Source organism: Mycobacterium sp. 1482292.6 (genome assembly GCF_001672995.1).
In the GTDB taxonomy this organism is placed as follows: domain Bacteria; phylum Actinomycetota; class Actinomycetes; order Mycobacteriales; family Mycobacteriaceae; genus Mycobacterium; species Mycobacterium europaeum_A.
The window spans coordinates 114,327-131,728 of the sequence record NZ_LZKV01000215.1 but is presented as its reverse complement, the minus strand read 5'-3'; the positions used below and the strand labels follow the sequence as shown (position 1 = coordinate 131,728).

The 17,402-nt window shown below is 65.0% G+C and carries 18 protein-coding genes and 1 tRNA gene; 15 read left to right on the top strand and 4 right to left on the bottom strand.

The annotated features are described in order from the left end of the window. Positions 1-5 precede the first annotated feature (5 nt). On the top strand, positions 6-1,352 hold the full coding sequence (locus tag A5624_RS22260; RefSeq protein WP_066871137.1) for an FAD-binding oxidoreductase: 1,347 nt from the start codon (positions 6-8) through the stop codon (positions 1,350-1,352). A 33-nt stretch (positions 1,353-1,385) separates the two neighbouring features. Here A5624_RS22260 and A5624_RS22255 read toward each other — a convergent pair whose 3' ends face one another. Continuing rightward, positions 1,386-2,201, bottom strand: a complete 816-nt coding sequence (locus A5624_RS22255) for a transporter substrate-binding domain-containing protein (protein WP_231998352.1) — start codon at positions 2,199-2,201, stop codon at positions 1,386-1,388. A gap of 474 nt (positions 2,202-2,675) precedes the next feature. Here A5624_RS22255 and A5624_RS22250 point away from each other — a divergent pair, with 474 nt between their 5' ends. From A5624_RS22250 to A5624_RS22225, 6 genes are all read left to right on the top strand, one after another. Further along, the gene (locus A5624_RS22250; protein ID WP_066871132.1) at positions 2,676-3,626 is read left to right on the top strand and encodes a VOC family protein; all 951 of its coding nucleotides are present in this window, start codon (positions 2,676-2,678) and stop codon (positions 3,624-3,626) included. 93 nt (positions 3,627-3,719) lie between these two features. After that, positions 3,720-4,970, top strand: a complete 1,251-nt coding sequence (locus tag A5624_RS22245) for a cytochrome P450 (protein ID WP_066871130.1) — start codon at positions 3,720-3,722, stop codon at positions 4,968-4,970. Positions 4,971-5,233: 263 nt separating this feature from the next. Further along, the gene (locus A5624_RS22240) at positions 5,234-5,416 is read left to right on the top strand and encodes a hypothetical protein (RefSeq protein ID WP_066871127.1); all 183 of its coding nucleotides are present in this window, start codon (positions 5,234-5,236) and stop codon (positions 5,414-5,416) included. A gap of 69 nt (positions 5,417-5,485) precedes the next feature. Then, positions 5,486-6,508 (top strand): methyltransferase, encoded by a 1,023-nt coding sequence (locus A5624_RS22235; protein WP_082975879.1) that lies wholly within the window; start codon positions 5,486-5,488, stop codon positions 6,506-6,508. Beyond that, entirely contained in the window at positions 6,505-7,242 is a 738-nt protein-coding gene (locus tag A5624_RS22230; RefSeq protein ID WP_232002305.1) for an alpha/beta fold hydrolase, read from the top strand. The genes A5624_RS22235 and A5624_RS22230 overlap by 4 nt, the downstream gene beginning before the upstream one ends. After that, positions 7,223-8,371, top strand: a complete 1,149-nt coding sequence (locus A5624_RS22225) for an NAD(P)/FAD-dependent oxidoreductase (protein WP_066871121.1) — start codon at positions 7,223-7,225, stop codon at positions 8,369-8,371. The genes A5624_RS22230 and A5624_RS22225 overlap by 20 nt, the downstream gene beginning before the upstream one ends. Here the strand turns inward: A5624_RS22225 and A5624_RS22220 are convergent. Beyond that, positions 8,362-9,342 carry a GlxA family transcriptional regulator gene (locus tag A5624_RS22220; RefSeq protein WP_197519008.1) on the bottom strand — a complete coding sequence of 327 codons (981 nt, stop codon included), beginning with the start codon at positions 9,340-9,342 and terminating at the stop codon, positions 8,362-8,364. The two genes, A5624_RS22225 and A5624_RS22220, sit on opposite strands and share 10 nt — an antisense overlap. Before the next feature lie 162 nt (positions 9,343-9,504). Between A5624_RS22220 and A5624_RS22215 the strand changes: the two genes are divergently transcribed. The 7 genes from A5624_RS22215 (at position 9,505) to A5624_RS22185 (ending at position 14,707) form a co-directional block, all read left to right on the top strand. Further along, complete coding sequence (locus A5624_RS22215; protein ID WP_066871118.1) at positions 9,505-10,155, top strand: HD domain-containing protein; 651 nt, start codon at positions 9,505-9,507, stop codon at positions 10,153-10,155. Between the two features lie 147 nt (positions 10,156-10,302). Continuing rightward, a complete protein-coding gene (locus A5624_RS22210) occupies positions 10,303-11,682 on the top strand; it encodes an NAD(P)/FAD-dependent oxidoreductase (RefSeq protein ID WP_082990631.1) in 1,380 nt (459 codons plus the stop codon). A gap of 116 nt (positions 11,683-11,798) precedes the next feature. Then, positions 11,799-12,500: an alpha/beta fold hydrolase gene (locus A5624_RS22205; protein ID WP_066871112.1), complete on the top strand. Its 702-nt coding sequence runs from the start codon at positions 11,799-11,801 to the stop codon at positions 12,498-12,500. A 100-nt stretch (positions 12,501-12,600) separates the two neighbouring features. Continuing rightward, the gene (locus A5624_RS22200) at positions 12,601-13,251 is read left to right on the top strand and encodes an HD domain-containing protein (RefSeq protein ID WP_066871110.1); all 651 of its coding nucleotides are present in this window, start codon (positions 12,601-12,603) and stop codon (positions 13,249-13,251) included. A gap of 16 nt (positions 13,252-13,267) precedes the next feature. Beyond that, positions 13,268-13,972, top strand: a complete 705-nt coding sequence (locus A5624_RS22195) for a nitroreductase family protein (protein WP_066871107.1) — start codon at positions 13,268-13,270, stop codon at positions 13,970-13,972. A gap of 43 nt (positions 13,973-14,015) precedes the next feature. Beyond that, entirely contained in the window at positions 14,016-14,552 is a 537-nt protein-coding gene (locus tag A5624_RS22190; RefSeq protein WP_066871104.1) for a cupin domain-containing protein, read from the top strand. Between the two features lie 78 nt (positions 14,553-14,630). Beyond that, positions 14,631-14,707, top strand: a tRNA-Met gene (locus A5624_RS22185). 44 nt (positions 14,708-14,751) lie between these two features. On the opposite strand, the gene A5624_RS22180 is transcribed toward A5624_RS22185, so the two are convergent. Continuing rightward, positions 14,752-15,240, bottom strand: a complete 489-nt coding sequence (locus A5624_RS22180; protein ID WP_066871102.1) for a glutathione peroxidase — start codon at positions 15,238-15,240, stop codon at positions 14,752-14,754. A 20-nt stretch (positions 15,241-15,260) separates the two neighbouring features. Then, positions 15,261-15,797 (bottom strand): hypothetical protein, encoded by a 537-nt coding sequence (locus A5624_RS22175; RefSeq protein WP_066871204.1) that lies wholly within the window; start codon positions 15,795-15,797, stop codon positions 15,261-15,263. Between the two features lie 260 nt (positions 15,798-16,057). On the opposite strand from A5624_RS22175, the gene A5624_RS22170 reads away from it, so the two are divergent. Next, entirely contained in the window at positions 16,058-17,350 is a 1,293-nt protein-coding gene (locus tag A5624_RS22170) for an MCE family protein (RefSeq protein WP_066871099.1), read from the top strand. The last annotated feature ends 52 nt before the right edge of the window (positions 17,351-17,402 follow it).

The following is a 17,402-nucleotide window of genomic DNA, read 5'->3' as shown; positions in this document are numbered from 1 at the left end:
GATAAATGACCACCCCCGCTGTGATATCCGCGGCCGCCGCCGACCTGACGAGAGCGATCAATGCCACGCAAGTGCGGGTCCCCGGTGCTGCGCCGTTGATCTGGAATGCGGCGGCGCAGCATCGTCCGGCATTGATCGTGCGACCCGAGTCATCGTTCGACGTGCAGATAGCCATCCGGGTGGCGCGTGACCGCGGGATGCGGCTCTCGGTGCTCGGGGGTGGCCACGACTGGCTTGGTCGCGCTGTGTGCGACGGCGGTCTGGTGATCGACATGTCCGGGATGCGAAGTGTCACAGTCGATACCACGGTACCGGTCGCAACGGTGGGCGCGGGTGTCACAGCGACTGATTTGACCGACGCGGTCACGCCGTACGGGCTGGTTGCCGCCACCGGCAACTGCGGCGGCGTCGGTATGGCCGGCCTGACACTCGGCGGAGGTTACGGACCGCTCAACGGCCGGTTCGGCCTTGCCTCGGACAACCTGGTCGGTGCAGAGGTTGTCCTGGCGGACGGTCGAACCGTCGCAGCCGACGCGACTCACGAGCCGGAGCTGTTCTGGGCACTGCGCGGTGGCGGCGGCAACTTCGGGGTGGTCACCTCGATGCGCGTGCGGTTACATCCGCTGGACCGGTTGATCGGCGGGATGATCACCTTCCCGTGGTCGCAGGCCGCGACGGTGTGGCGTGGGCTCGGTGAGCTGTTGTCGACTGCTCCGGACGAGCTGACCGTGTTAAGTGGACTGCTTTGCGACCCAGGCGGAAATCCGGCGGTGTTCCTGGCCCCGGCCTTCAGCGGCGATCATCGTTGCGGCGAAGCCGCCGTCGATAAGCTCGTCAAGCTTGGAACTCCGCTGACCACACAGGTCGCGCCGATGACGTACCGCGAATGGCTGAGCCTGTTCGATGCCTGGAGCGTGCGTGGGCAGTGCTGGGCGATTCGCACCCGCACGGTCGCGGGGTACACACCTGGGGTGATCGATACGCTCCGCGAGGCCGGTCGGGCGCTGACCTCACCACCCAGCGGCATCGCCATCCACCACTGTCACGGCGCGTCGACGCGCGTCGCCTCGGACCAAACCGCGTTCGCAAACCGCCGCCCACACTTCGTCGTCGAGATTGTCGCCAGTTGGGAGACCGGGGATGGTGCTACTCACCATGCGTGGGCCGACGCGGTGTCGGCGGCGCTTGCGCCTCACGCCCAACCGGGCGGCTATGCCAACCTGTTGGGACCCGATGACCACGAGCAGGTCGCGAATGCCTACGGCGAGAACGCCGTCCGACTCGCCGCCGCGAAAGCGCGGTACGACCCCGACGGCGTCTTCACCGCCATTCCGCTTCCCAGCGTCGGTTAGAGGAGGGCTCGAGTGTCGATCGGCCCGCAAGAATCATGGCCCGATTAGCGCACCCAGGTACCTCTGGCTTAGCGCTGCGTAGGTTCCGTCGTTCTGTGCGATGTTGAGCCACAGATTGATCCATTGCTGCACGTCCGTGGCGGTTCGAGGAATGAGATAGGCCTTTTGTTCGAACGTGAACGGATGGTCCAGACTCTGACCGCAGAGCTGCGGATCCTGGCCTGTCTGCCAACGGATCTCACTGGCATCGGTGATCATGACATCGGCGGCGTCGTTAGTGATTTGGCCGAAGATGGTGTTGTTGTCCGGATAGTTCACCACGTGCGCATTGTGGAGGTGGCCGTTGTCGAATTCGGCATTGGTACCACCGGGGTTGACGACCACGCGGACACCCGGGCGGTCAATGTCGCTCAGGGTCTGGAACTTTGATGCCTCAGCGCAACGGACGATGGCCGCTTTTCCATCGCGTAGGTAGGGAGCGCTGTAGATCGCATGCTCGGCGCGGTTGAGCGTGATGGTGATTCCTCCCATCGCCACATCGCACTTGTTGCCCAGATCGTTGACAACACTTGCCCACGTGGTCGGCACCGTGTCCAGCCGGACTCCCAGTCGAGTGGCCATGTCGTGGGCCATGTCGATGTCGAGCCCACTCCAGATGCCCTGTGCGTCACGATACGTGAATGGGCGGTAGTCGCCGGTACTGCACACACGGACCGTGCCGCGCTGCAGAATTTGTGGCAATCCGACGGACGCCGGCGTGGCTGTCGATGACGTCGTAGTTGGTGAGTCACACCCCGCGGCGAGCGCGGCCATGGCGACCAATACAGGAATCGCGACCAACCCGATCATGATCGCCCGCCCCGTCATTGGGGAAGTGCCGACGCCCCTAGCCATTCGCCTTACCAGAATCACTCATCATGAATGCTCCTCAATGACCTGACGGCCCCTTCTGGGATCCGTCCTGGTACTCCTTGAGCGCCAATCTATTACCCCAGCCTAGAGCTCGGGCGCTGCCCCTATCGCCACACCGTCAAACGGTGACCGGCCGGTAAAGCCCACTCAGTGGGCGCAGGTTAGCCGCTGGGCGCGTTGCTTTTTAACGTCGCAGGTGTGACAAAGAACAGATCTGGCCACACTGCTCATTGCGGTTGGCCCGAGGCGGTATCAGCTGCGCTTCCGCAGCATGTGCTTCCCGGCGGCTACGCCAACATGTCTATGCCCGATGGCCCGATCAGACCGCAAACGCTCACGGCGAGAACGATGTCCGAAGCGGCTTTCCGCTTCCTGGGGGCCCGATGACCACCCGCCGGCGGGAGAGCTCGAATGTCGTACATCATCGATAGTCACCACATCACCATGTCGGTGAACGGGGCCCAGGAGGACGTTGACTTTCACGTCAAGGTGCTGGGTCTGCGGCTTATCAAACGGACGGTGTTGTTCGACGGCACGATCCCGATCTATCACCTGTATTACAGCAACGCCAACGGCGACCCGAGCGCGGTGCTCACCACGTTCCCGGTTGGCCAGGCCGGGATCTGCGGGCGACGTGGTACCAACCAAGCACGTGAGGTATTGCTCGCCGCTCCCGCGGGTTCGCTGAACTACTGGTCCTCCAGGTTGCAGGAACGGACCGCGGACGTCCGGGACGCGACCGTGTTCGATCGCCGCCGCGTCCTGTTCCGGCATCCGTGCGGGATCGAGTACCAGCTGGTCGAGGTCGTCGACGACCCTCGTCGGGGTTACACCGGCAACGGTGTGCCCGAGGAGTACGCCATCCACGGGATTTACGGTGTAGGCGTACACGTGACGGGGCCGGACACCGCAGTCGAGTTCGCCGCCAACCACCTTGGTGCTCGCGAGGGTTTGACCGAAGGTGACCGTTTTGCGTTGGAGGCCGGTAAGTCCGGGTTCGGCGGTGCGGTCGAGCTTGTCGTCAATCGCACAGATGGGCCGGGCACGTGGACCTATGGTGCCGGAACTATTCACCACTTCGCTTGGAACGCAGACACTCTCGAAAACCAGAGCGACCTGAAACTCGAGATCGAGGGTGCCGGCTACACAGATATGTCCGAAGTTCGAGACCGCAAGTACTTCAAGTCGGTCTACGTCAGATCACCCGGCGGCGCCCTTTTCGAACTGGCCGTGACACACAATGACGGTGGCTGGGACTGCGACGAGTCGCCGCAGGAGCTGGGCACGCGGTTCCAGCTGCCGGAGCAATTCGAGGCGCGGCGCGAGGAGATCCTAGGCCGCCTCGAGCCGATCAGGTTCTGAGGATGCGTCGAAGCGAGGACGGCCGCGCCTCGACGGCGGCGCATTGGGTCTTCATCTATCGAAGTTCTGACAACCCCGGAGTGAGGAATCCACATGAACGCACCCACAATGCATGACGCCACCAAAGTTCTGGCTGACCCATCGGCATACGCCGACGACGAGCGGCTGCACACGGGGCTACGGCAGCTGCGGGCAACCAATCCGGTTGCATGGGTGGACCATCCGCCGTATCGGCCGTTCTGGGCGATCACCAAGCACGCTGACATCATGGCGATCGAGCGCGATAATGACCTCTTCATCAGCGCGCCCCGCACAATGCTCACAGCCGCCGCCGTCGACGATCTGCGCAATGCAGAGCTAGACGCCGGGACCGGCATGCGCACCCTGGTCCAGATGGACGGCGCATACCACCGCAAGGTGCGCGCGATCTCCGCGAACTGGTTCCGCCCCGCGGCCATGCGCAACCTGAAGGCGCAGGTGGACCAGCTGGCCAAGCGCTGTGTCGACAAGATGTGCGAGATCGGACCTGAGTGCGACTTCGTCACCGACGTCGCAGCCGACTTTCCGCTCTACGTCATCCTGTCCCTATTGGGTCTTTCCGAATCCGAGTTTCCTCGGATGCGCACGCTTACCCAGGAAATGTTCGGCCGCGATGACGCCGAATACCAGCGAAGTCAAGGCCCCCAGGCCGTGCTCGCGGTGATGCAGGACTTCCTCAACTACTTCGCCGAGCTGACCGCGTCGCGCCGCCAGAACCCCACCGGCGACCTGGCCTCGGCCATCGCGAACGGGCGCGTCGACGGCGAGCCGCTCTCGGACGTGGACACCGCGTCCTACTACGTGATCATCGCCAGCGCCGGCCATGACACCACCAAAGACGCCATCTCCGGCGGGCTGCGCGCGCTCATCGAAAACCCCGGTGAACTAACGCGATTGAAGCAGGACCTCACGCTGATGCCGACGGCGATCGAGGAGATGATCCGGTGGACCACCCCGGTGAAGGAATTCATGCGCACCGCAACCGCCGACACCACGGTTCGGGGGGTCGACATCGCCGAAGGAGAGTCGGTGTATCTGGCTTACGCGTCCGGCAACCGCGACGAGGAGGTCTTCGACGATCCGTTCCGCTTCGACATCCGCCGCGATCCCAACAAACACCTGGCCTTCGGGTACGGCGTGCACTTCTGCCTCGGTGCCGCATTAGCGCGGATGGAGATCAACAGTCTCTACCGCGAACTGCTCCCCAGGCTGAAATCGATCGAGCTCGCAGGCGAGCCGGAATTGTGCGCGACGACACTCGTCGGTGGTCTCAAACACCTGCCGATCCGCTACTCACTGAAGTGATTCCGGCTCTGCCGATCCGTGACACAGAAGGGCCCACCATGACGAGATTTCCGGAGGATTACCCACTGCAGCCGCCCCTGGCGATGATAGTGCGGCAAGCATGCGTTCACAGCTTCATCGCGATAGTGCTGGTCTTTATGGGCACCATGCTATGGGCCGCGGCTTTCGGTGACCTTCCAGGGTCTGCCAAGACCTTCCCACGTTGCGAGCAATACGACCTCGGGCCAACGGCTTCGGCCGGCCGACTCGATCGATGATCAACAATGACCATATCGCTGAGCGCGAGAATGGGTTTCGGCTCAATGCGTAATCACTATGTGTTGCCTGATTTTTCACAGTCGGCCGAATTGGACCGTCTTGTCCAGAACACCTTTCTGCGCCAACTCGTCCTCCACGGTCTCGTCACGGTCTTGCTGCTGGCAGCCGTTATCGCGATGAGTTGGTAGCCCTCACCCGGTCCGGGCGGCGGGCGCGGCCGTGATTTTTGTCAACCAGAATGAGGAGGTTGGGAGACAATGCCATTGGATCCGCCGGCGTCATCGCCGGCGAAAGCGATGCAGGGGCTCATACTGGGCGCGTGGGTAGCGCAGACCATTACTACAGTTGCCGACTTGGGAGTGGCCGATGCGCTTGGCGACGGGCCACTGCACATCGATGAACTCGCCGACAAAGTCGGAGCCGATTCCGATGCGTTGCGCAGGGTGTTGCGAGCATTGATCAGCAAGGGCATCTTCGCTCAGGGCGACGATGGCCGCTATGAACTGACCGAGCGAGCAGACCTGCTGCGCTCGGACGCCCCGGTATCTATGGCGGCCCTGGCGCGGCTCGTGGGCGCACCGCAGGAGCGCGAACATTGGAGCCTGCTCACCCAGACTGTTAGAGCCGGCACTTCGCCGGTCCAGGCGTTGCGCGGTAAGCGCTTCTTCGACTACCTGCGCGACGAACCCGAATTCAGTGCGATCTTCAACGACGCGATGACGGGCTTGTCGGCGTACGTAGATGGACCGCTCGTGGCGGCGTATGACTTCACGCCATTCGCTACCATCGTCGACGTCGCAGGCGGTCATGGCCGCTTGCTCGCGGCCATCCTGGCCTCGGCCCCGAACACGCGTGGTGTGCTGTTCGACCTTCCCGATGTGGTGGCCGAAGCAGCGCCGCTGCTACGAAAGTTAGGCGTGGCGCAACGGGTTCGCCTGGTTGCGGGCTCCTTCTTCTGCGATGTTCCGCCGGGAGCTGATGCCTATGTGCTCAAGCACATTGTGCACGACTGGTCCGATGACGCGGCGCTGCAAATCCTGCGGAATGTGAGGAGGGCTGCGCCAACTGGCGCGGCCTTACTGCTCGTCGAGACGGTAATCCCCGAAGACACCCGCGAATTCATCGGCAAGATCGCTGACATCGAGATGTTGCTGTTCAACGATGGGCGTGAACGCACCGCCAAGGAGTATCAGCGACTCCTCGATGAAGCCGGCTTCGAGATGACTCAAGTCTTCGATACCGAAACGGATTTCAGCGTGATCGAGGCTCGCGCCAGATGACTCTCGACGGGACCCTACCGCCGGACACGCAAGGGCTGACGTATGTGCTGATTCCAGGCGGCTGGCACGGCGCCTGGTCCTGGCGGCCGGTTGCCAACCGGCTTCGCGCGGCGAGTCATCGGGCGATCACCCTGACGCTGCCGGGTCTGGGCGACGGCGATGACCCGTCGGGTTACCAGCTCGGGGACGCGGTCGACTACATCGTCAACGAGGTGCGCCGGCTCGAGCTGGACAATGTGGTCCTCGTCGCGCACAGCTGGGGCGGCTACCCCGCGACCGGCGCCGCTCACCTTCTGCGCGGCCGGGTCAGCAAGATCGTCTACTACAACGCTTTCGTGCCGGTTCGGGTCAGGTCGCTCGTCGACGAAACCCCGCCAGACACACGCGAGTTGATGCTGCAATTGATCGACGGATCACCGTTCGGCGCCATTGCACCGAGCCTGGAGTACGTCGAACAGCTGTTGCTGCAAGGCGTCGCCCCAGCGTTGCAGCGATTGGTGGCGGATCTGATGACCCCGCAACCCGGCGGCTACTTCCTTGGCGCTCTCGACATCGATGCGGCGAGTCTCGGTGTTTCCACCGCCTACGTCACCGGCGACAGCGATCAGGCGATGCCGCACCCGGGGCCCGAATTTGCCGCCCGGCTCGGTGTAAAACCGGTCGTCGTTCCGGGGACACACGACGGAATGCTGACCCACCCCGACGAAGTGGCCAATGCGATCCTCGCGACCTGACCGGGCAGTAGTGGTTATTGGTGCCGGCCCGGCCGGCATTTCTGCCGCGCTGAGCTTGAAGGACAACAGAATCCGGCCATTGCTCATCGACCGGGCCGATGCAGTGGCCGCGTCGTGGCGCGGCCGGTATGACCGGCTCAGGCTCAACACCGGTCGGCAGTTCTCCCACCTGCCGGGCCGGCCATACCCGAAGGGGACTCCGCTCTATCCGACTCGTGACCAGGTCGTCGCGCACCTTGACCGACACGCGGGCGAGGACGGCATCGACCTCCGGCTCAACACCACGGTCGAGCGGATCGACCGCTGTACGGTGGGATGGCGGTTGACAACGTCTGACGGCGACCTCGACGCTCGACACGTCGTGGTCGCCACGGGTTACCTGCACACTCCCTTGATCCCGGATTGGGCCGGCACTTTCAGCGGTGAGCTATTGCATTCATCGAGTTATCGAGGCCCGGCGCGGTACGCGGGCAAGCGCGTGCTGGTGGTCGGGTCGGGATCCTCGGGAATGGAGATCGCCCACGACCTGACCGTAGGCGCGGCGGCCAAAGTCTGGCTCTCGGTAGGAACTCCACCAAACCTCTTGCCGCGTAAGGGGCCTGTCGGGCTGCCCAACGACGTGCTCTCGATTCCGTTGTTCCATCTGCCCCCGCGGGTAGCCGACCGGATCTCTAACGCAGCGCGCCACCGCGCATTCGGCGACCTCCAAGAATTCGGTCTGCCTGTTCCGGAGGAAGGCCCGTTTGCCAGAGCCCACCGGCTGCACGCCGCACCGACAGTTGTCGACCGCGAGGTCATCGACGCGGTGCGCGACGGATCCATCGAAGTGGTCGGGGCGGTCAGCGCGCTCGAGGGTGCCAAGGCGGCGCTGGCCGACGGTGCACGAATTCAACCCGACGTGATGATCTGCGCGACCGGATACGGGCCCGGCCTGGGCCCGTTGGTCGGGCACTTGAGGGTACTCGCACCCGACGGCGCACCGGTCCAGCTGGCGCCGACGCCTGCGGCCGATGGCCTGTACTTCCATGGTCTGCTGAGCCGCCCAGCGTTGATCGGCTACGTAGCGAACCAATCGCGAACCCTGGCCAGGCGCATCTCGCAAGACTGCCACTCGATCGCTCAGGCGTAGGCCGTTCGGAACCTGTCCCGATAGGCCTTCGGGCTGATGCCCAGGTGGTTGACGAACACGCGTCGCAGGGTTTCGCTGCTGCCGAAGCCGGCCATGCCCGCGGACTCGCTGACGGACCGGCCGGATTCCAATGCCCCACGGGCGAAATCGATGCGAACCAATTCGACATAGCGGGCCGGGGTCATCCCGAGCTCGGATTGGAAGAGCCGGGTCAGCTGACGGGTGCTCAGCGACGCCCGCGCGGCAAGGGACTGCACGCTGTGGTTCGCGGCCGGGTCGGCCGCGACCGCGTCGATGACCGCACGCAGCGGCGACTGCGGCGGGGGATCGGCCTCGACCAACACCGAGAATTGTGATTGGCCCCCTGCGCGTTTGAGGTAGACGACCAGCCACCGGGCAACGTTGCGGACCAGTTCGGTGCCGTAATCCATTTCGACCAGCGCCAGCGCCAGGTCGATGCCCGACGAGATCCCGGCCGAGGTGAAGACGTTGCCGTCGCGGACGAAGATCGCGTCGGGATCGACGGTGACATCGGGGAAGGCACGCGCGAACAGCCGGGCATCGTGCCAGTGCGTGGTGGCGCGCCTTCCGCTGAGCAGGCCCGCCTGCGCGAGGACGAACGACCCGGTGCAGATGGAGGCCAGCCGCCGGGTCCGGGCCGACACCGATCGGATGGCCTCGACCAAGGCGGGGTCGATGGCGTGCGCGGGCAGGTTGTCGCTGCCGGCGACCAGGACGGTGTCGGCGGATTCGATCGCCGCAATGCTGTCGGTCACGCCAAGTCGGGACCCGAGCGAACTGGTCACGTCGCACCCGTCCAGCGACGCGATCTTGACCTGGTAGTCGGCGCCGAACCGGTTGGCCTCGACGAAGACCTCACCCGCGCCCGCGACGTCCAACAGCGTCACCCCGTCGAACACGACGATCACCACCACCCGCGTACGCGCTTTGGCTTCGGTCACGCCAGCCATTGTGTCGCAATTTGTGGGAAATATGGCGGCTGGGCGGCTAGCGGGCCGACCGACGGTGCCGAACGCGTCGCATTCTGTGGTGAAGACGGCTCAAACGATTCGGGTGGCTTGCACGGCGCGGTCGAATACTGAGGACAGTCCACCCGACACAGGAGGTTGATCATGGTCACTCAACACGTCGAGAGTATCGCCGACATCGTCATACCGGACACCCCGCTGGTTCGCGAGATCACCGAGTTCATCCGCGAGGCCGAGGGTGACCTACTCTTCGACCATTCGCGGCGCGTGTTCTTCTTCGGTGCGCTGCAGGGGCGGCGCCGGGGCCTGGAGCCCGACCTGGAACTGCTGTACGCCGGGGCGATGTTCCACGACCTGGGCCTCACCGAGCGGTATCGCACGTCCACCCTGCGCTTCGAGGTGGACAGCGCCAACGCGGCGCGGGCTTTCCTGTTGGAGCACGGCGTCGGCGAGGCCGACGCCGCCAAAGTGTGGCTCGGCATCGCGTTGCACACCACGCCCGGCATACCCGAATTCATGGAACCCGAAATCGCTTTGGTCACAGCCGGTGTCGAGACCGACGTGCTGGGCATCGGACGCGACGACCTTTCCGCGGAAGCCCTCGCCGCGGTCACCGCGGCGCATCCCCGGCCTGACTTCAAGCGGCGAATCTTGGCTGCCTTCAACGAAGGCATGAAACACCGCCCGCACAGCACCTTTGGCACCGTCAACGCCGATGTGCTGCAACACTTCGATCCCACCTTCCGCCGTGACGACTTCGTCGAGATCATCCTGGACAACACCTGGCCCGAGTAGGCGCTCCGTCCGCGCGGCCGGTGATGTCGCGAACTGTGGGATAGCGGTCTGAAATCGCACCGGTGCCCCGACGGTCACCGCAGCAGACTGAGCGGTGACCGCCGGGGGATGCGGCGGTTCTCATCAGGTGCGATCACAGGAGTCAGCTTGAAGACGAATGCGTCCGAAATCGGGGACACCGCAATAGTTCTCGGGGGAAGCATCACCGGCTTACTGGCGGCACGGGTACTGGCCGACTTCTATCGCGACGTTGTCGTGATCGAACGAGACGTTCTCCCGGACGGACCGCGGACCCGCCGCGGGGTCCCGCAAGGCGGCCTGCCGCACATCCCACCGGCACGGCTGACACGAAGTTTGGAACAGCTTTTTCCCGGTTTCCTCGACGAATTGGTGGTCGGCGGTGCCCGAGTCTGGGACGACGGCGACCTGTCGCGCCTCTGCATCAATTTCGGTGGACACGAGTTGCTGCGCTCGGGCAACGTCCCCGACCCGGAGTCGATCGTTATCCACTACGCGCACCGCGCTTTTCTCGAGTGGAACCTACGTCGACGCGTGCATGCCCTTCCCAATGTCGAGTTGCTGCAGGGCTGTGACGCGGTGCGGTTGACGTCCACCCAGCAGCGCGCCCGCGTGACGGGTGTCGTGGTGGCGCGACGTGACTCGGGCGCCGAAAGCGTCCTGACCGCAGACCTTGTCGTTGACGCGACGGGCCGCGGCTCGCGGACACCGATCTTTCTCGAAGAACTCGGGTATCGCCGTCCACGCGAGGACGAATTGAAGGTGCACGTCACCTACGCCGGTCTGCCGGTTTATCTGGAGCCGGGCACCTTGCGGGAGAACGTCACGCTCACCGCCGCCCAGCCCAGCCGCCCGGTCGCATTCGCGATGTTCGCCGGGGAGAACAACGCGTACATGCTCGCGGTGCAAACGCTGTCCGGGCAACCGGCGCCCACCGATCGCGCCGCCCTGTTCGATTGTCTGACCGGTGTAGCGCCCCCACATGTGCTGGCCGCCGCGCGGACCGCGGAACCGCTCGCGGACGTCACGCATTACAAGTTTCCCTCGAATCGATGGCGACGCTACGACAAGCTGACGCGCACGCCCGACGGCCTGATCGTGATGGGCGACGCGCTGTGCAATTTCAATCCTCTTTACGGCCAAGGCATGTCGATCGCCGCCATCGAGGCGTTGATTCTGCGTGATTGTCTTCGGGACGGCGGCGACAAACTGCCACGGCGGTTCTTCGGCCGCGCTGCCAAGGAGATCGCCGTGGCCTGGCACACCGCCGTGAGTTCGGACTTGGCACTGCCGCAAATAGCGGGGAAGCGAACCATGTCGGTCCGGCTCAGGAACGCTCTGGTGGAGCGCATGGTCCGCGCCGCGCAAACCGATCCGGAAATGGTCCAGCGATTCCTGCATCTGATGAACATGGTCGGCCGGCGCGCGGAGCTGTTTCATCCATCCACGATGCTGCGCATGGTCCCGAATGCGCGGAACGTGCCGATAGCGGCTCGGACCTCAGCGTAAGCGCTGCCTCGATCGACAGAAAGCAGGACATGACGCGAAGCGACTGCCACACTTCGGATTTGGCCACCGGTGACCTGGCCGCCGCCCGGCCCAGCCGCCCCGGCTGATTAGCGGACATGTCGACATACGTCCTGATCCCCGGCGCCTGGCATGGGGCGTGGTCTTGGCGTCCGGTCGCCCAGCGGCTGCGCGCGGCGGGCCACCGGGCTATCACCTTGACGCTGCCCGGCATGGGCGACGGCGAGGATCCCTCGGGATACCAACTTCACGATGCGGTCGATTACATCGCCCGGCAGGTGCGGCGGCGAGAATCCGGCGCGGTGGTGTTGGTTGCCCACAGCTGGGGCGGTTTCCCCGCGACCGGCGCCGCGCAAGTGCTCGCCGGTCGAGTCGAGAAACTGGTGTACTACAACGCGCACGTGCCGCTGCCCGGCAGGTCGCTGATCGACGAGAACCCGCCCGACAAGCGCCTGTCCGCACTGCGGTGGATCGAGGAATCGCCGGTCGGAGGCGTTCCGGCAACCGCGGAATATCTCGGACGGGAACTGATGCAGGGCGTCTGTGCTGACCTACAGCGGCTGGTGGCGGACCTGCTCACCGTTCAGCCCGGCGGTTACTTCCTCGGTGCCCTCGACATCCATCCGATCGACCTTGGCATCCCGTTGGTCTACATCGCCGGCGAAGACGACCTGGCGATGCCGCGGCCGGCGGCCGAATCGGCCGCGCGGATCGGGGTCCGGCCTGTCGTCGTTGCGGGCACGCACAATGGGCTGCTCACCCACCCCGACGAGGTGGCCCAGGCGATCCTCACCGCCTGACGGCCAATGTCGGATTCTGTGGGAAGAACGGCCGCAAACCAACTCCTCCCTGACCGCGCGCCGGCGCACACTTCAGGCAAGCAGTGAAGGAGACGCGGTCATGGCCATTCCATCGACAACAGCCGTTGCGGACATCGTGGTCCCCGACACCGCGCTGGTGCGCGAGGCAACCGAGTTCATCCGCGCCGCCGAGGACGACGTCCTCTTCCACCATTCCCGGCGGGCGTACTTCTTCGGCGCGCTTCACGGGCGCCGCCTCGGGCTGCACCCAGACCTGGAACTGCTCTACGTGGCGGCGATGTTCCACGACCTGGGTCTCACCTCGCGCTACGGCGCCTCGACCGAGCGCTTCGAAATCGACGGTGCCGACGCGGCGCGCGAATTCTTGGTGGAACGTGGCGTCGAGGAAGCGCAGGCGCAGAAGGTGTGGTTGGGCATCGCCCTGCACACGACGCCCGGCGTGCCGGCCCGCCTGGACCCGGAAATCAGTTTGCTCATCGCCGGTGTCGCGACCGACGTCGTCGGTGCCGGCCGCGAGGCCCTGCCTTCTGACGCTGTCGAGGCGGTCACCGCGGCCCACCCGCGTCCCGACTTCAAGAACCGCATCCTGGTCGCCTTCAACGAAGGCATGAAGCACCGCCCGGAGACCACCTACGGCACCATGAACGCCGACGTCCTGGCGCATTTCGATCCGAACTTCACGCCCGCCAACATGGTCGACGCGATCCACAACAGTCCTTGGCCCGAATAGTGGAAGGAGCAGAACAATGGACATCTACGAAGGCCTGTACACCACCCGGATGATGCGCCGGCTGCGCCCGGATCCGATTCCGTTGGAGACCCAGGCGCGCATCCTCGATGCGGCCGTGCGCGCCCCGAACGGGGGCAACACCCAGCGTTGGCACTTCGTGGCCGTGGACGATCGGGAACTCATCGGCAAGTTCGCCGAACTGTTCCGCAAGGCCCGCGCCATCGAATACGAGAAGTTCAGCACGGGAACGGGACCGATGGTCGCCACGGCGCCGGGAGCGGATCCCGCCGCGCACGCCGAAACGATGCGCCGAATGAAGGGCTCGGGCAATTACCTGGCCGACCATTTCGAAGAGGTCCCCCTGTTGCTGTTCGTCTACTGCATCGATGACCTGGGCGGCGCCAACATCTACCCGGCCATCTGGAGTGCGTTGCTCGCCGCCCGCGCCGAGGGAGTCGGCGGTGTCATGACGATGGTGCTCCGCAATTTCGAGGACGAGGTGAACGAGCTACTGGGAGTTCCGGCCGAGCAGGGCTGGAAGATGTCGGCGATGCTCACCCTGGGCTACCCGTTGGGCAGGTGGGGCGTCGCGGCCAATCGCCATCCGGTGCACCAGGTTTCGTCCCGCAACGGCTGGGACAAGCCGTTCGGCATCGAAGTGCCCCAGCCACTGTGGCCGCCGCACGACGAGATGACGGCCGGCCTGGCCGCGGCGGGCTGAACACGTCTTGCGGCGCAACGGGTTTGCGAGGAAGGTATCTCACATGAGCGGACCAGATCCAATCGGCGTCACCGTGGTGCAACCGGGAGAGGGCGAGGTCGTCACTCTCCCGGGCTTCGGGGCGGTGTTCAAACTGTCCGGCAAGACCAACGGCGGCGAGGTGTCCATCGTCGAGCATCCGTTCGCCGTCGGCCTGCTCACCGCGGCGCACCGGCACACCCGCGAGGACGAGCATTCGATCGTGCTGGCCGGTGAGATCGGGTTCCGTTCCGACGACAGCGAAGTGGTGCTGGGTCCCGGTGGATACATCACCAAGCCGCGCGGGCAGATGCATGCGATGTGGAACGCCGGCAGCGAGCCGGGCCGCATCATCGAGGTCATCACCCCCGGCGGGTTCGAGAACTACTTCCGCGAGTTGGGCGAGCTGCTCGTCGAGCACGACCAGGACCCGGCGGGCACACCGCTGCACGAGCTGCCCGAGTTCGGCAAGCTCGCCGACAAATATGGGCTGACGTACGGCTCGCCGGAGTGGATGGACGACATCGCCCAGCGATACGGGCTGAACCCGCCGTCGCACTGAGCCGTTCGCGGCTTCGATGCCCGCTGAGCGGGCGATTTGGTCGCCGAGAGACCGGTTCGGTAACCTGGCATTCACCAACGCGGGGTGGAGCAGCTCGGTAGCTCGCTGGGCTCATAACCCAGAGGTCGCAGGTTCGAATCCTGTCCCCGCTACCAGGTAAAACGGCCCCCGGAGATAGCTCCGGGGGCCGTTTTCATGCCTAGCGCGCCAGCACGTCCTCGATGGCGCTGATGACCTCCGGGGCGTCGGGCTCGGTGCGGGGCCGGAAGCGGCGCACCACCTCGCCGTCGGGTGCGAGCAGGAACTTCTCGAAGTTCCACTGGATGTCGCCGGCCTGGCCGTCGGCGTCGGCGGCCTTGGTCAGCTCGGCGTACAGCGGGTGGCGGCCGTCGCCGTTGACGTCGGTCTTCTCCAACAGCGGGAACGTCACGCCGTAGGTCGTCGAGCAGAACTCCTGGATTTCATCGGCCGTGCCCGGCTCCTGGCCCATGAACTGGTTGCAGGGGACGCCGACGACCGTCAGGCCGCGGTCGCGATAGTCCTTGGCCAGCTTTTCCAGGGCCGTGTACTGCGGCGTCAGCCCGCATTTGGAGGCGACGTTGACGACCAGCGTTGCGCCGTCGGACAATTCGGCCAGCGTGGTCGGCCGACCGTCGAGGGTGGTCAGGGCGATGTTTTTCAGGGTCACGCCGACGACGCTAACGCACGTCAGAGCCAGCCGGTGCGGGCGGCGGCGACCGGCTCGGCGGGCTCCGGGGCGAGCGAGCCGTTGCGCACCCCGTCGAGCAACCGTTTCACGGCGGCGACGATCTCCGGAGCGGCCGCCGCGAGCCCGGCCGTGTCGGCCTCGCTGACCTGGTCGGCGTCGACGCCGGCGCGGGCCAGCACGGCGGCCGGGTCGGCCAGCTGCTCGGTCAACCAGGCCAGCGGGTCGGCGGACAGCTCGGGGACGAAGTGCCGGCGGCTGGGTTCCCAACCGTTGAACTGCGGGTGGTGATGGGCGCGGTCCAGGGTCCCGGGTGGGCTCTCGGTGGACCCGAACAGGTCGACCCGCCACACCGGGCGAGTGAACGCGATCGGGACGCCGGCGTAGATCGAGCCCTGCGGCTCGGCCCGGTCGACGAGGCGCAGTTCCAGCCTGACGCCGCGCTCCGGCGTCTCCTGACCTTCGAGCGGGGACGGGTCGATGAAGTACATGTCGCCGACGACCACACCCAGGGATTCGAATCCGAACGCTGCCAGCATCGCGCACCTTTCGTTGTCCTCATCGAGGTTCTCATCGAGCGTAGACCCGGCATCTTGCCAACCGCGGCGCCCGACGAATTTGTGAACAGCGGTTCGCACAAGTTCGGCCGTCGCGGTACATTTCACTGACTTCGTTAGTGCACAGTTACGAAGCCCCTGGCAAAGGCAGGGGAGTGGATTTGTCGCCGCGCCGGCAGGCGGCGGCGCGGACGTGAGGGGTGGCGGCGGTCTTGTCGACGAAAACAGGTCCCAGCTCACCCGTGCAGATCAACTCGCAACGAACCCCGCCCTACAAGTGGATCGCCCTCGCCATGATGCTTGTCTGCGGGCTAATTCTGGCCTTGGTGTACGGCCAGTTTCGCGGTGCATTCACCGAGAAGACGCAGCTGACGATGATTGCGTCGCGGGCCGGTTTGGTGATGGATCCGGGTTCGAAGGTGACGTATAACGGGGTGGAGATCGGCCGGGTGGGGTCGATTGCGGAGACGGTGCGTGATGGGAAGCCGGCGGCGAAGTTCACGTTGGAGGTGTTTCCGCGGTATTTGGCGTTGATTCCGTCGAATGTGAATGCGGATATCAAGGCGACGACGGTGTTTGGTGGCAAGTATGTGTCGTTGACGACGCCGGCGAATCCGTCGCCGCAGAAGATTTCGTCGCGCACGGTGATCGATGCGCGGTCGGTGACCACCGAGATCAACACGTTGTTTCAGACGATCACGTCGATCGCGGAGAAGGTGGATCCGATCAAGCTGAATCTGACGTTGAGTGCGGCGGCGCAGTCGTTGTCGGGGTTGGGGGAGAAGTTCGGTCAGTCGGTGGTCAACGCCAACATGTTGCTTGATGATGTGAATCCGCGGATGCCGCAGGCGCGCAAGGATATTCAGCAGTTGGCGGCGTTGGGTGATACGTATGCGAATGCGGCGCCGGATCTGTTCGACTTTTTGAACGACGCGGTGATCACCGCGCGCACCCTCAATGCTCAGCAGAAGGATTTGGATCAGGCGTTGTTGTCGGCGGCCGGGTTCGGTAACACCGGTGCCGAGCTGTTCAACAAGGGCGGTCCGTACCTGGCGCGCGGCGCCGCCGACCTGGTGCCCTCGGCGCAGCTGCTGGACACCTACAGCCCCGAAATCTATTGCACGCTGCACAACTACCACGACATCGTGCCCATCACCGGTGCCTCCGAGGGCGGCTTCAACGGCTACTCGCTGAACATGGACACCGAGGTCACGTCCGGACTGGGTCTGTTGCTCAATCCGGTTGCGACCGTGCCGGTCCTGGCGTCGTTGGTCGGCGGCATCGCCGGAGTCGTCGGCGGCGCACCCAACCCATACATCTGGCCGGAGAACCTGCCGCGGGTGAACGCGCGCGGCGGCCCCGGTGGTGCGCCGGGCTGCTGGCAGCCGATCACCCACGATCTGTGGCCCGCGCCGGAGTTGGTGATGGACACCGGCAACAGCCTTGCGCCCTACAACCACCTGGATACCGGGTCGCCGTATGCGAACGAATACGTCTGGGGCCGCCAGGTCGGCGACAACACCATCAATCCGTAAACCGCGAAAGTCCTGCTACACAACGTCATTAGCGTGCCGACAGCAGCGGTCA